The organism is Seohaeicola sp. 4SK31 (assembly GCF_028802875.1).
In the GTDB taxonomy this organism is placed as follows: Bacteria; Pseudomonadota; Alphaproteobacteria; order Rhodobacterales; family Rhodobacteraceae; genus Seohaeicola.
On record NZ_JARAMP010000029.1, the window covers coordinates 20,214 to 33,998 of the forward strand.

General features: G+C 65.0%; 11 protein-coding genes. 7 read left to right on the plus strand and 4 right to left on the minus strand.

The genetic code is table 11. From position 1 onward, the window contains the following. Window positions 1–24: 24 nt before the first annotated feature. From PVW27_RS18580 to PVW27_RS18590, 3 genes are read right to left on the minus strand one after another with little or no spacing between them, the layout of a single operon-like run. The gene (locus PVW27_RS18580) at window positions 25–828 is read right to left on the minus strand and encodes an ABC transporter permease (protein ID WP_274560300.1); all 804 of its coding nucleotides are present in this window, start codon (window positions 826–828) and stop codon (window positions 25–27) included. Next, window positions 821–1,744, minus strand: coding sequence for an ABC transporter permease (locus PVW27_RS18585; protein WP_274560302.1), 924 nt, complete (start codon window positions 1,742–1,744; stop codon window positions 821–823). The genes PVW27_RS18580 and PVW27_RS18585 overlap by 8 nt, the downstream gene beginning before the upstream one ends. Continuing rightward, window positions 1,734–2,810, minus strand: coding sequence for an ABC transporter ATP-binding protein (locus tag PVW27_RS18590; protein WP_274560304.1), 1,077 nt, complete (start codon window positions 2,808–2,810; stop codon window positions 1,734–1,736). Before PVW27_RS18590 ends, PVW27_RS18585 begins: the two co-directional genes overlap by 11 nt. 91 nt (window positions 2,811–2,901) lie before the next feature. Here PVW27_RS18590 and PVW27_RS18595 point away from each other — a divergent pair, with 91 nt between their 5' ends. Genes PVW27_RS18595 through PVW27_RS18615 form a run of 5 tightly spaced genes read left to right on the plus strand, consistent with a single transcriptional unit; the run spans window position 2,902 to window position 8,731 of the window. Beyond that, on the plus strand, window positions 2,902–3,585 hold the full coding sequence (locus PVW27_RS18595; protein WP_274560306.1) for a TetR/AcrR family transcriptional regulator: 684 nt from the start codon (window positions 2,902–2,904) through the stop codon (window positions 3,583–3,585). A gap of 15 nt (window positions 3,586–3,600) precedes the next feature. Further along, entirely contained in the window at window positions 3,601–5,250 is a 1,650-nt protein-coding gene (locus PVW27_RS18600) for an amidohydrolase (RefSeq protein WP_274560308.1), read from the plus strand. Beyond that, entirely contained in the window at window positions 5,240–5,719 is a 480-nt protein-coding gene (locus tag PVW27_RS18605) for a DUF3237 domain-containing protein (RefSeq protein WP_274560309.1), read from the plus strand. Before PVW27_RS18600 ends, PVW27_RS18605 begins: the two co-directional genes overlap by 11 nt. Window positions 5,720–5,732: 13 nt before the next feature. Beyond that, window positions 5,733–6,764: an agmatine deiminase family protein gene (locus PVW27_RS18610; protein ID WP_274560311.1), complete on the plus strand. Its 1,032-nt coding sequence runs from the start codon at window positions 5,733–5,735 to the stop codon at window positions 6,762–6,764. Then, on the plus strand, window positions 6,761–8,731 hold the full coding sequence (locus PVW27_RS18615) for an amidase (protein ID WP_274560313.1): 1,971 nt from the start codon (window positions 6,761–6,763) through the stop codon (window positions 8,729–8,731). The genes PVW27_RS18610 and PVW27_RS18615 overlap by 4 nt, the downstream gene beginning before the upstream one ends. Before the next feature lies 1 nt (window position 8,732). On the opposite strand, the gene PVW27_RS18620 is transcribed toward PVW27_RS18615, so the two are convergent. Continuing rightward, window positions 8,733–9,695 carry a LytTR family DNA-binding domain-containing protein gene (locus PVW27_RS18620; protein WP_274560314.1) on the minus strand — a complete coding sequence of 321 codons (963 nt, stop codon included), beginning with the start codon at window positions 9,693–9,695 and terminating at the stop codon, window positions 8,733–8,735. A 721-nt stretch (window positions 9,696–10,416) separates the two neighbouring features. On the opposite strand from PVW27_RS18620, the gene PVW27_RS18625 reads away from it, so the two are divergent. Both PVW27_RS18625 and PVW27_RS18630 read left to right on the plus strand, forming a co-directional pair. Then, complete coding sequence (locus PVW27_RS18625; protein WP_274560315.1) at window positions 10,417–10,680, plus strand: hypothetical protein; 264 nt, start codon at window positions 10,417–10,419, stop codon at window positions 10,678–10,680. A gap of 244 nt (window positions 10,681–10,924) precedes the next feature. Further along, window positions 10,925–13,785 (plus strand): hypothetical protein (locus tag PVW27_RS18630; protein WP_274560316.1); only part of this gene is annotated, 2,861 nt, incomplete at its 3' end.

The window sequence follows — 13,785 nt, forward strand, 5'->3', positions numbered from 1 at the left end:
TCTCCTGTGTTGGACAGTTTATGGTCACGGTTTCTTTCGGGTGATCAGCCAGGACGCGGCCACGACCATGACACTGGCAAACAGCAAAAGCGCGGAAATCGCATAGATCTCGGAACTCAGGTTCCGTCGCAATTCGCCCATCAGATAGGTGGGCAAAGTCTCCTGCCCGGGCGATTTGACAAAGGCGCTGACGACCACGTTGTCCAGCGAGACAACGAAAGCCAGCATGAACCCCGCCAGCACCCCGGGTGCCAGCAAGGGCAAGGTCACGCGGCGGAAGGTGTAGAAACGGCTGGCGTAAAGGTCCATCGCCGCCGTTTCCAGTGTCAGGTCCATATCCTCCAGCCGGGCACGGATCGGCATATAGGCAAAGGGAATGCAAAAGGCCGTATGCGCGACAACCATATAGGCCAGCCCGTGATAGCCGGTCATCTGCTTGATCTGGGCCAGCACCACCATCAGCGCGACGGCCAGAACGATCTCGGGCACCACAAGCGGTTGATAGATCACGGCCTGCACCGCGTTTTGCCCGGGCATGCGGCGACTGCGCGTCGTCGCCAGCGCGGCCATCATGGCGCAAAGCGTGGCGATCGCCCCGGCCAGCGTCGCTATCACCAGCGAGTTCATCGCCGCATCGCGGAAGGCGCGGTTCTCCAGCGCGGCCACGAACCAGCGCAGCGACGCCCCCTCCCAGCGGCCGATGACGCTGCCCGCGTTGAAGGCATTGATCACCAGAATCAGGATCGGCGCATAGAGCGCGACAAACGTCATCCCCGCGATCAGCGAAACTCCGGGCAGATGACGGACGGAAAAGCGACGGTCAGCCATGCGCCGCCGCCTTCTGCGATGCTTGCCGCAGATACCAGACCAGCGCCACAAGGATCAGAACGGTCAGCGCGACAGACAGCGCCGCCCCCAAGGGCCAGTTGCGGCCCTGCCCGAATTGCAGGTCGATCAGATTGCCCCACATCATCGCCGTGCCGCCCCCCATCAGACGCGGCGTGACATAGGCCCCCAGCGCGGGAATGAAGACAAGGATCGCCCCCGCAGCAATGCCGGGGCGCACCATGGGCAGGATCACCCGCCGCAGACAGAACAGACGCGAGGCGTAAAGATCATAGGCCGCCTCGGCCAGCCGGAAGTCGAACTTCTCGATCGCGGCATAGACCGGCAGCACCATCAGCGGCAGATAGACATAGGTCATGCCCAGCAGCACCGCGCCATTGGTGAACATCATGGGCAAAGGGGCCTCGATCATCCCGGCCCAGATCAGCAGCCGGTTCACCACGCCATCGGCGCGGATGATGTCCTGAATGGCGATGGTGCGCACCAGAAGGTTGGTCCAGAACGGGATCGTGATCAGAAACAGCCAGAACCCCCGTGTCTGCGGGGCGCGTGTGGCGATGAACCACGCGGTCGGCAGTCCGAAAACCAGCGTCAGCCCCATCGTCGCCAGCGCCAGCAGGACCGAGCGCAACAGCACCTCGACATGGGCCGAAGCGACGCTGATGCTGTCGTCGAAAATGTCCCGCTCGAAGAAAACCGAAAACCATCCCTCCCAGGACAGGTGCCATTGCACACCGCCATAGCTCCCCGAGGCCAGGACGGAATAGACCACCACCATCATCAGCGGCAGGATCGAAAAGGCACCGATCACGACCAAGGCCGGCATCGCCAGCGACCAGCGCCGCTGAAGATCCGCGCGGGCAAGCCCCGCCGTGACGCCGGAGGTCTCAGGCTGCATCTGCGGTCTCCTCCGGCAGGATGCGCAGCGCCTCACAGGGCAGCGACAGGGTGACGACCTCGCCCTCGGTGAAGGCGGTGCCTGCATGCAGGCTGTTCTGGCTGCGCACGCTGAGCGTCTCTCCCGTCGGCAGGGACAGGCGCACATGCGTATCCGTGCCCGAAAACACAAGATCCTCGACCCGCCCGGTCAGAACGACCGAGTCCGGCGCAGCCCGCCCGATGATCACCTGCTCGGGCCGGATCAACACGGTGACCGGCCCGACAAAGCCCGCCGCCGCCGAAAGCATCACGGGGGCCTGCCCGCCCAGAACCACACCCTCGGGCAAGGCCAGCCCTTTCAAAAAATTCGTATCGCCGATGAACCCGGCCACAAACCTGTTGGAAGGCGTGTCATACAGCGCGCGTGGTGCCGCGACCTGCTGGAGGCGTCCGCCCTCCATCACCGCGATCCGATCCGACATGGTCAGTGCCTCGTCCTGATCATGGGTCACGAAAATGAAGGTCAGGCCCGTCTCGCGCTGCAACCGCTTGAGCTCCGCCTGCATGTCTTTGCGCAGCTTCAGATCCAGCGCCGACAGCGGTTCGTCCAGCAACAGGATGCGCGGACGCGGGGCCAGCGCGCGGGCCAGCGCGACACGCTGCTGCTGCCCGCCGGACAGGGCCGAACTGCGCCGGTCGCGCAGATGCGACAACTGCACCAGCGCCAGCATCTCATCGACACGGGACCTCACCTCGGATGCAGGCCGTCCCAGCGCCTCCAGCCCGAAAGCCACGTTCTGCGCCACGCTCAGATGCGGAAACAGCGCATAACTCTGAAAGACCGTGTTCACCGGCCGCTGGCTGGGCGGGATCGCCGCAATGTCGCGCCCGTCCAGAACGATGCGCCCGCCCGAAGGCTGCTCGAACCCGGCGATCAGCCGCAGAAGCGTGGTCTTGCCGCAACCGGACGGGCCAAGAAGCGTAAAGAATTCGCCTTCCGCAATGGTGACATCCACCGCATGCAAGGCCGTATAGCTGTTGGCCCCTTGGCCAAATGTCTTGGAAAGTCTCGTTATGTCCAGCATCGTGATCCTGCCTGCGTTCATGGCCAAAACGCTATTGACATAATTTTTTAAGTCAATAAAAATTTTTAGTGACACAAAGAAAGCCCCGAAGATGACTGCAGAACTGCCCGAGATCACGGCACCCGAAGACGAGGTGATCGGCCTGCGCGACCGCAAGAAGGCGCAGCGCCGCGACAGGATCATCGCCGCTGCCCGCGCCCTGTTCGCCGAACGCGGCGTCGATGCGACCACGATCACGGACATCGCCGAAGCCTGCGAGATTTCGGCGCCCACCGTGTTCAACTACTTCGGGTCCAAGGACGGCATCCTGATCGCCATCATCGACGAAGGCACCCGCGCCGCCCGCGAAAGCGAAAAGGTGATGCCCCGCCCTGCGGGCACGCCGCTCGACAAGGTGCTTCTGGACCTGTTCTCGCGGATCGCCGCGCAGACGCTTCTGATCGCCAGCAAACGGGTGTGGCGCTATGCCGAATCCGCCGTCATCCGCCACCCCGAAACCGAGCTGTCCCAAACCTATCGCGAGGTCGGAACGAAACTGGTCGAAGCCATCGCCGATGTCCTGCGGGCCTGCGACCTGTCCACCCGCGCCGGTGCACCGGCGGATATTCCCCTGCTGGCCGAGATGCTGCACGATCTGTGGATGCCCTGTTTCATCGAACTGATCAGAGGCGACGACATGACCGTCGCCGACCATGACGCGATGGTGCGCGCGCGGGTTCTTCCCGTGATCGCACTGGTCTTCGACGATGCCTGCCTTGCCGGGCGCAACCTCTGACCGACAGGAACAACCATGTCCGCTGATCTCATCGTGCATAACGCGCGCGTCCTGACGATGGACGACGCCCGCCCCCGCGCCGCCGCCGTCGCCGTCGCAGGAACCACAATCCTGGCACTGGGCGAAGATGCGGAAATCCTGCCGCTCGCCGGTCCCGCAACGCGGGTGATCGACGCGGGCGGCGCCACGCTGCTGCCCGGCTTCGTGGAATCCCACCTGCACCTCTTTTCCGGCGCTTACGGCGAAACGCTTCTGCAACTGGCCGACATTCGCGGCACAGCCGCGTTGCAAGCCGCCGTGGACCGCTTCGCCGCCGCCAATCCCGATGCGACGCTTCTGTTCGGCCAAGGGGCCGATTACACGATGCTGGGCGATGGCCGCCCGCTGGACCGGCACGCGCTGGACGCGATCTGCCCGGACCGTCCCCTCGCGCTGATGGCCTATGACTTCCACACGCTTTTCGCCAATACCGCCGCCCTGCGCGCCGCAGGACTGTTGCACGGCCGCGCCCTCCCTCCCGGCAACGAGGTGGTGATGGGTCCCGACGGGCTGGCCACCGGAGAGTTGCGCGAAAAGATGGCGCTCCTGCCCGTGCTGGACCTGCGCAACACCGGCGGGCGCGAAATGCTGGGCATGTCGGGGATCGAACCGCCCGTCCCCCCGACCCCGGCCCAGCGGCACGAGGACAAGGAGATTCTGAAGCTCGGTCTGTCCCATGCCGCGAAACACGGAATCACTTCCATGCAGAACATGGACGGCAACCGCTACCTTCTGGACCTGCTGGCCGAGCTTGAGGCCGAGGGCGCCTTGACCGCCCGCGTCAGGGTGCCCTTCCACCTGACCGCCGAAATGCCCCTGTCCGAACTGGACCGCGCCACCGCCATGCAGCGCGCCTTCACGGGGCCGAAACTGACCTCGGGCATCGTCAAGATGTTTCTGGACGGGGTGATCGAAAGCGGCACCGCCGCCATGCTGGCCCCCTATGCCAACCGCCCCGGCCATTGCGGCGAGACCATCTTCACTCCCGCGCATTTCCACGCCGCCGCGACCGAAGCGGACCGCCGTGGCCTTCAGATCGCCGTGCACGCCATCGGCGATGCCGCCGTCCGGCTGGCGCTGGACGGCTATGCCGCCGCCGCGCGCGCGAACGGCCCCCGCGACCGCCGCCACCGGATCGAACATGTCGAGATGATCGACCGCGCCGATATCCCGCGCCTTGCCGCACAGGGAGTCATCGCCTCGATGCAGCCGCTGCACGCGCCGCGCGGCCCCAGCGGCACCACCGATGGCATCGGCCCCGACCGCGCCCCGCAGGCCTATGCCTGGCGCGACATCGTGGCGACAGGGGCGGATTTCGCCTTCTCCTCGGACTGGCCCATCGTGCCGATCGCTCCCCTGACCAGCATCGCCGCCGCCATGACCCGCACCCCATGGATTCCGGGACTGCCCGATCAACGCCTTGCCCTGCATCAGGTGCTGGAAGCCTATACATGGCGCGGCGCCCGCGCCGGTTTCGCCGATGACATCACCGGGCGGATCAAACCGGGCATGGCGGCGGATCTGGTCCTGCTGTCAGACGATATCGAAGCCACCCCCATCGACCGGATCGACAGTCTGGAGGTGGCGCTGACCGTCTGCGACGGGGCTATCACTTATGCCGCATGACAGCCCCGACATGACGGCGCTCGGCGCGCCGCTCTCACCCGGCCAGCCCGGTCTGCGCCGCCTCTGCGCGATCCGCGCCGATATCGGCCCGCCGACCGAATTCACCACGACGCAGGGCCATGGCCGCGCGCTCTTTCCCATTCTGGGCGGGCAAGCCGTCGCGGCGGACTGGAGCGCCACGATCCTGCCCGGCGGTGCCGATGTTGCGCGCCGCCTTGAGGATGGCACCTACGAGGTCGAGGCGCGCTATATCCTGCAACTTGACGACGGGACCCCCGTCATGGTCATGAACGCGGGACGCATGGTGCCGCAACCGGATGGCAGCTATCATGGACGCACCCGCGCAACCCTCGAAGTGCCCGATGGTCCGCACCGGGCACTGGGGAACATGGTGCTGTTCGGAACCGCCTTTTCCGGCGCAGACGATCCTGACCATGTCTATATCGAACTCTGGCACGCCACGATCTGAGGAGACGGCACACATGACTCACTGGACCATGCCGCCGGAAACGGCTCCGCAGGATCGTGTCTGGATGGCCTTCCCCCGCCAAGGGGCCACGCTGGGCGACAGCACCTCCGCGCGCGAGGCGGGCTATGCCGCATGGACCGCCGTGGCGCATACGGTGGCGCAATGCGCGCCGGTGTCGATGATCGTGGACCCCTCGGAAATCCAGCGCGCCACCCGGATGCTGGGCGACGGGATCGAGATCGTTCCCCATCCTCTGGGTGAATTCTGGCTGCGCGATTCCGGCCCCACCTTCGTGCATGCCGCAGATGGCAGCCTGGCGGCGGTGGACTGGATATTCAACGGCTGGGGCGGCGCCGACTGGTCGCAGCCCACACAGGACAACGCGCTGGCCGCCTTCATCGCGGGCCTTGTCGGCGCGCCGGTCATCCCCTCGCTTCTGGTGAACGAGGGGGGCGGGATCCATGTCGACGGCCACGGCACCGTGCTGCTGACCGAAACCGTGCAGCGCGACCCCGACCGCAACCCCCATGCCGACCGCGCCCGGATCGAGGCCGAGATGACGCGCCTGCTGGGCACGACGCAGGCGATCTGGCTGCCGCGCGGCCTGTCGCGCGACTACGACATGTTCGGCACGCGCGGCCATGTCGATATCGTGGCGACCTTCCCCGCGCCAGGCCGCATCCTGATGCATGTGCAGGACAATCCCGACCATCCCGATCATCCGCTGGCACAGGAATTGCGCGCTCTCTTCGCCGCGCAGACCGACGCGCAGGGCCGTCCGTTCGAGATCATCGACCTGCCCGCCCCCGATACGCTGCGCGATGCCCATGGCTTTGTCGATTACAGCTATGTCAACCATCTGGTCTGCAATGACGGCGTCATCGCCTGCACCTTCGGCGACACGAAAGCCGACGCCCGCGCCGCCGCAATCCTCTCCGAGGCTTATCCCGGCCGCCGCATCCTGCCCGTGGACGCACGCGAACTCTTCGCCCGTGGCGGCGGCGTGCATTGCATCACCCAGCAACAGCCCAAGGCGCGCGCATGACCGCCTGGCCCGATCTGGCCACGCTGGCCAAGGCGCTGGATCAGGGCCGCGCCACCGCCGTGTCCCTCGCGTATGAGGCGCTGACCCGGATCGCCGCCTATGACCGGGCCGGACCGATCCTCAACGCCGTGCCGATCCTGAACCCGGCCCTCTTCGACGAGGCCCGCGCCAGCGACCTGCGCCGCAGCCGGGGGGAATCCCTCGGACCTCTCGATGGCATCCCCTATACCGCCAAGGGCAGCTACAAGGTGCGAGGCCTGCCGGTCGATGCCGGCTCGCCCGCCTTCGCCGGGCTGATCGCCAACGAGGACAGCTTTGCCGTCGAACGCCTCCGGGCGGCAGGGGCCGTGCTGATCGGGCTGACGACCATGCCGCCCATGGCAAACGGCGGCATGCAGCGCGGCCTGCACGGGCGCGCGGAATCGCCATGGTCGGCGGACTGGCTCACCTCGGCCTTCGCCTCGGGCTCGTCGAACGGATCAGGCACCGCCGTCGCCGCAGGCTTCGGCGCCTTCAGCCTGGCCGAGGAGACCTGGTCCTCAGGACGCGCCCCCGCCGCATTGAACGGCCTCTGCGCCTACACGCCCGGTCGCGGCGTCATCTCGGTGCGGGGCAACTGGCCGCTTGTGCCCACGATGGACGTGGTCGTGCCGCAGACCCGGACGATGGCGGATATGCTGACCCTGATGGACGTGCTGGGGGTCAGGGACAGCCGCCGCGACGGCGACTTATGGCGCAGTCAGGACTGGGTGCCGCTCGACCCGCCGCGCCCGCCGTCATGGCCGGCACTGGCGCAGGGCGCATCCCTCACCGGCAAGCGTCTGGGCGTTCCGTCCATGTATATCAACGCCGATCCCCTTGCAGGCACTGCGCCCGACGGCGGCATCGGTGGCCCCACCGGGCAAAGGATCGACACCCGCCCCTCCATCCTCGCGCTGTGGTCCGCCCTGCGTGCCCGGATCGAAACCGCCGGGGCCACGGTGACCGACACCGACTTCCCCATCGTCACGAATTACGAAGGCGACCGCCCCGGTGCCCCCACCATCGCCACAGCCGGGCTGGTCAGCGCCGCCTACCTGAAACACGAGATCACGGACCTGTCCGTCTGGGCCTGGGATGACTTCCTGCGCCGCAACGGCGACCCGCATCTGAACCGGCTGACGCAGGTGGACGGCACGCTGATCTTTCCGCGCCCCGACGGCGCCCTGCCGGACCGCTATACCGGCTTCGACGACGATATCGCCGCCTATCCCGATCACGCCCGCAGCCATCCCTGTGACGATTTCCGCCAGATCCCGCATCTGGCCGACGGGCTGCGCGGGCTGGAACAGACGCGCAAACGCGATCTGGAGGACTGGATGGATTGGCTGGGTCTGGACGCGGTGGTCTTTCCCGCGCTGGCCGATGTCGGCCCCGCCGATGCCGACACCAACCCGGCCTCGGCCGATCTGGCCTGGCGCAACGGGGTCTGGGTCGCCAACGGGAATCTGGCCATCCGGCATCTCGGCCTGCCCAGCGTGACGATCCCCATGGGGATCATGGCGGATACCGGCATGCCGATGGGCCTGACCATCCTTGGTCGCGGCCGGGCGGATGCAGAGCTGATGGCGCTGGCCGTCGCGCTGGAACGGCTTGTCCCGCCCAGCCCCTGCCCCCCTCGCACGCCGCCCTTGCCCACGCCACCTGTCATCGCCCCCGTCATCGCGCCGGATCAAGCCGCCGGCCCCGCTTTGCATATCGATGCGCAGATAGACGCGAACCAACTCCACCTGACGATCACCGCCGACGCGCCACTGGCCCATCTCTGCGTCGCTGGACAGGTCCTTGACCATGACGGCCACCACGCCCGCATCACCCTTCCGCGCAACCGGCACCGGCACAGCGCATGGGCGCCGCCCTATGGCCCCCTTGTCCTTGCCCTGTTCACCGACGGATCAGCCGCCTTCCACGACGTCGCGCTGCCCTGAGTCAATCCGCGCTGCGGTCCACAAGTTTGCGCCGCGCCAGCGACAGCCCATGGCGGCGCGCGAAATGCTGCACTTCGGATTTGCGCGACCGCGCGACCGTATAGACCTGATCATCAGCCGCCCGGATCAGCAGCTTGTAATCCTCGGTGCGGTGAAGGGCGCGAATTCCAGCCACCGACACCCAGACCGAACGGTTGAGCACGATCCCGCTATCCGGCGGCACAGAAGCGATCACATCCGAAAAGCGCCCCCGCAACAGGGCAGAGCGTCCGGTCTGATGCACCCGCACATAATGATCCTCCGCATGGATCACCAAAAGCTCGCTGACCTTCAGGCTTTCACCCGCGATCTCGACAGTTCCGTCAGCCACGGCAACCACATCAGGCGCGCAGTCCGCATCCCCGTCCTGCGGCAGGGACAGTGCAACGGCTTCGTCTAGTCCCAGATCAGTCTCGCCGCGCATGGCGACCTGCGGCGCGACCGGCGGCATCTCGGCAGGGCGCGCGGCCAGCGCCTCCATATCGGGGCGCGGGGTGACAGGATGCACCGGGGCTGCCTCGGCCAATCGCGGATCGTCCTGCCGATACAATGGGTGATGTGGTGCCACGAAGGACCCGTACTGGATATCGAACAGCAGGATCACGATCAGATCACGGGTGACAAACGGCGCGATATCGGCGATCTCCGGCAGCGCTTGCCCGGTAATCAGGTGTAGTGTCACCTGCCGCACTACTTCGGTCACGGGAATGACAGGCAGGCTCAGCAGCGGCGTAAAGACAAAGCGCACGCGCCCCGCCCGCTCCAGCCCGATTGCGGTGCCGATACTGATATAGAACCAGCACACCGCCGCAATCGTGACGACAAACCACGACAGCGCGAATTGCCGCATTTCAAGCTGCGCCAGATCGGGGCGATTCTGCAGCACGGCCAGCACCAGAACACAGATGATCAGATTCTTCATCATCACCGGATGAAAAACATGGTCCGAAGCCCGCCGCGCCCGCGACCAGACCGCTGTTCCATCCGCGAAGATTAACTTTGTCCAGGAAACAGTATCCCGAAAGGCCGTCCCTTCCATGGGAAACAGAGCGGGATTCGCCCTGTCGGGCAGATCATGAGGGGTCACCTGCATTGTGCAAACCTTGCATCAAAATCATTACCAAACCGGACAACCTGTCAATTCACGCTCAAACTGGGCGGCACGCCCGCAACGCCGACCGGAATAGACCCGACAGATTGTCGCCACCCGCCGATCACGACATTCTCTTCTGGCAGGTATTGCTCAGTTTTCTTCGAAAAAGGTTAAATTTGCAATACGCGATATCGTCGCCCGCAGCTACGAATTATGGCAACAGCCATACTCTGCAGTTGGCGCCACATACACTGCAATTTGCACGAACTGACGCCGCAGATCACGAATTCTGGTCAGTTGGCGAACAGACTCCGGAAAGCGTGAACAGACGGCGACTCCGCCTGATCCGGCTAAACAGAAACGGTATAAGACTCGTAGATGCAGAACGGTTGCGAACCCGTGCTGCGCCAGCCTGTCTTGTCTGCTGCCTGAATCACAGGACGTCGAAAACGGGGATGTGAACTGTCAGCAGGGGGCTGATGACAGGGATCAGGCGCATCACACGCGACCGCTCTGCACAGGTAACCAGTGCGCAGTTTTCGAGGATGAAGTGATGTCATACGACGCCCTGCCTACAGCTCCCCAGGCGCGCATTGCACAAGGCGCCACCCCTGGCCTGGGGGATCGATCCGCCAGAACGCGGACGACCACGTTCTTTCCGTCACAACCGGCCGACAGCGGCCTGACGCTGCCATTGGCATCAGTCTTGCAAGCCGTCCGCAGCGCCGCCTCGCCGCGCGCCCGCGACGAAAAGACCAAGGCGATCCCGACGCAACCGCTGCTCGGCCTCGCCCGCAACGAAGGTATTGCAGCATGACCACCTGTCATCGCGTTTCTGCGGTTGCGCGTCCGGCAAGAACACCCGCAACCACGTGCCGTTCAACGCCGGGGGCCGTCTGCCGCCCCCCGGACCGCTGGTCCAGGCATGTAACGCGCAATCCCGCAATGAACCGATTTGCAGAAACCCCGATGCACCGTCCGCAGGGCGGCCCATCTTATCAACGCTTTGCGTCGCTTGGCCGTAGCAGCCGGGTTCGAGCGTCTTGGCTGGAGAAGTAGACATGGCGACCATTATCATCAACGACAGCACGTCAGGCTCCGTCAACGTTGCCGATGGCGACATCGTCATCATCGACCCAAGCGCGTTTGGGACCTACTCCCTTTTCGCCCCTGCGGGCGCCACCTATGATGTTCAGATCAATCAGGACCTTCCGAACTCGGTGACCATCTTCACCGCCGAGAACACGACCGTGCGCGCCCAGTTCGCGCCGGGAGTCTCGGCCTACAACCTCGACTGGGGCGGCGTGTCCGGCTTTGGCGGGACCGAGACCGTCACCACCGGAGACGGCTTCCGCATCACCGATGGCGGCGGTTATTCGATGGGAGATCAGGACGACACCCTGATCCTCGGCGCCAACAACTATGTCGATAACGCGATCTGGATGGGCGACGGACAAGACACGCTCACCATCGGGGAAAACAGCACCGTTTTCGGTCAGATCAACACCGAATTGGGCGATGGCGACGTCATCAACATCGGCTCTGGCAGCTATGTCGAGAACATCAACCTTGGCGGGGTGGTCGATCTGACCATCGGCTCGGACGTCACGGTCAACGGCTATATCTATGCCGGATTCAACGAAGATCTGGGCGACAGCATCACGATCGGGGACAACACGACCGTCAACTATTACATCGACATGCAGACGGGCGATGACACGCTGACCATCGGTGACGGTGCAACCCTGTTCGGCCGGATCTACGGCGACGAGGGCAACGATCTGATCACGATGGGCGACGACGTCACGCTCAACGAATGGGTCTGGCTCTATACCGGCAATGACACGCTGATCATCGGCGACAACGCCACCGTCGACGACGGCTATTATGGCGAACTTTATGCCGATGACGGCGATGACCTGATCATGATCGGGGACAACGCCGATTTCGGCGAATATGCTTGGGTCGATATGGGAGCCGGCAACGATACGCTGTCGCTCGGGGCCTATGATTTCAGCCAATATGGCCAGTTCTGGGGCGAATCTGGAACCGACACACTGAACCTGACCGAAGGCTTCGGGTTCAGCAAAGGCGACATCGAAAGCATCCTCGCCGCGAACGGGTGGCGGGATGATGACGGCGACGGCGTCTACGAAGTCCCGGGTGGCAATTTCCGGATCGGCGACAGCTTTTTCTACAGCTGGGAACGCGTCGCGGTCATCGTGCCCCCCGACGGCGTGGTCGATGGCACAGTGGGCGATGACTCGATCGGACCGGACTTCGCCGACCTGCAAGGCGATCAGGTCGATGGCGCAGACGGTCTGAACGATGTGATCGTCGGCGGCGGCGGCAACGACACGATTCGTGGCGGCCTCGGAAACGATGTGATCTCGGGCGATGGCGCCACCCCGATCGGGGCGGTCGAGCAGCCTCTCGTCAACCTGCAGAACACCGACAACCTTCAGGATGCCGGCGCCACCGAAGCGAACAGCACCCGCGCGGTGGAACTGGTCCAGTTGGCCGACGGCCGGCTGATCATGATCACCTCCGAAAATGGCGGCGGAACCGACGGCATCGCCACCTATGAGATCGACGGAAACCCGGACTCTCCCACTTTCGGGCAGATCATCAACCCGGTCGGGTCGGGATCTACCGCTCCCGCAGGCGGCGGCACGTCCGACCTGACGGGCAAGATCAGCCAGCTGCGATTCTCGGGCGCGGGCAACGGTTTCGACAATATCCAGAGCATGGAAGCCGTCACCTTGCCGACCGGCGAAACCTATGTCTTCACGGCCGATGTCGACCGCGCCACCATCGGTATCGCGCAGATCGGGGCGAACGGAAGCCTGACCGAAGGCCCCTCCCTGACCGATACCCTGCGTCTGGATCAGGTCCAGAGCCTTTCGGTCGTCAATGTCGACGGGCAGCCGATCCTGCTGGCCTATGCCGGCGGCGCCTCGGACAACCTGCTCTCCTATGCGATCGACCCCGCGACAGGCGGCCTCACCCTGCTCGACCGCGAGGTCGACGGCAACGGCACCGCCGAGAATTTCCTGGCGGGCGGCAACGGTGAATCGCCCTCCTTCGTCGAAGGCTTCACCAACAGCGCGGGCCAAAGCTTCGTGCTTGCGGCAGGCAATGACGGTGGACAGAACGGCATCTCGCTCTGGACGATCAACAGCGCCGGACAACTGACCTTCCAGAACGCGCGCGGCGACGACCAGAACGGCGGTTCGGAAACCGATCCGCAGGGCAACACCCTTGGTCGCGACCTGATCTCGCCGGCTGGCTCCCAGACCGGACTGGACGATTCCAACGCCGCCGCCTGGGCCGAAATCGGCGGGCAGACCTATGTTTTCGTCGGCGGCAATGACGACGACGTCTCGATCTTCCGCGTCGACCCGGATGCCGCCAATGACGGCACCTTCGACCTCACCCTTGTCGGTCAGGTCGACGATGTCATGAGCGACATCAGCGCGCTCCAGTTCATCCCCTCGGGCACCAGCGGCACCCTGGTGATCGGCGGCGAACAAAGCGAGTTGCGCTACGCCGCCGTCCTGGTGAACCCCACGACAGGCGTGGTCACGCTCGACCTCGCCGGCGGCCGCATCGTGGACGATGCGAACGATCCGGGGGCGGAACTCCTCGACTCCGAAGATCTGGCCTATGTCAACGGCGTGCTCGTATCGGCCTCGGACAATGACAACGGTGTCGCCATCCTGACGGCCAAACCGACCTTCGTCACCTCGTCCGGGACGATCGAAGGTGTGCCCGGCAATGACAGTCTCGACGGCGGCGAGGGCAATGACACGCTGGACGGCGGCGCGGGCAATGACACGCTCGACGGCGGCACCGGCAATGACAGCCTGCTCGGCGGCAGCGGCGATGATACCTTCCTGCTGGCTCCCGGCTTCGGCACCGA

Excerpts from the sequence above, each read along its gene's own strand:
- PVW27_RS18580 (WP_274560300.1), bottom strand. The coding sequence starts at position 828 with ATGGCTGACCGTCGCTTTTCCGTCCGTCATCTGCCCGGAGTTTCGCTG.
- PVW27_RS18585 (WP_274560302.1), bottom strand. The coding sequence starts at position 1,744 with ATGCAGCCTGAGACCTCCGGCGTCACGGCGGGGCTTGCCCGCGCGGAT.
- PVW27_RS18590 (WP_274560304.1), bottom strand. The coding sequence starts at position 2,810 with ATGCTGGACATAACGAGACTTTCCAAGACATTTGGCCAAGGGGCCAAC.
- PVW27_RS18595 (WP_274560306.1), top strand. The coding sequence starts at position 2,902 with ATGACTGCAGAACTGCCCGAGATCACGGCACCCGAAGACGAGGTGATC.
- PVW27_RS18600 (WP_274560308.1), top strand. The coding sequence starts at position 3,601 with ATGTCCGCTGATCTCATCGTGCATAACGCGCGCGTCCTGACGATGGAC.
- PVW27_RS18605 (WP_274560309.1), top strand. The coding sequence starts at position 5,240 with ATGCCGCATGACAGCCCCGACATGACGGCGCTCGGCGCGCCGCTCTCA.
- PVW27_RS18610 (WP_274560311.1), top strand. The coding sequence starts at position 5,733 with ATGACTCACTGGACCATGCCGCCGGAAACGGCTCCGCAGGATCGTGTC.
- PVW27_RS18615 (WP_274560313.1), top strand. The coding sequence starts at position 6,761 with ATGACCGCCTGGCCCGATCTGGCCACGCTGGCCAAGGCGCTGGATCAG.
- PVW27_RS18620 (WP_274560314.1), bottom strand. The coding sequence starts at position 9,695 with ATGATGAAGAATCTGATCATCTGTGTTCTGGTGCTGGCCGTGCTGCAG.
- PVW27_RS18625 (WP_274560315.1), top strand. The coding sequence starts at position 10,417 with ATGTCATACGACGCCCTGCCTACAGCTCCCCAGGCGCGCATTGCACAA.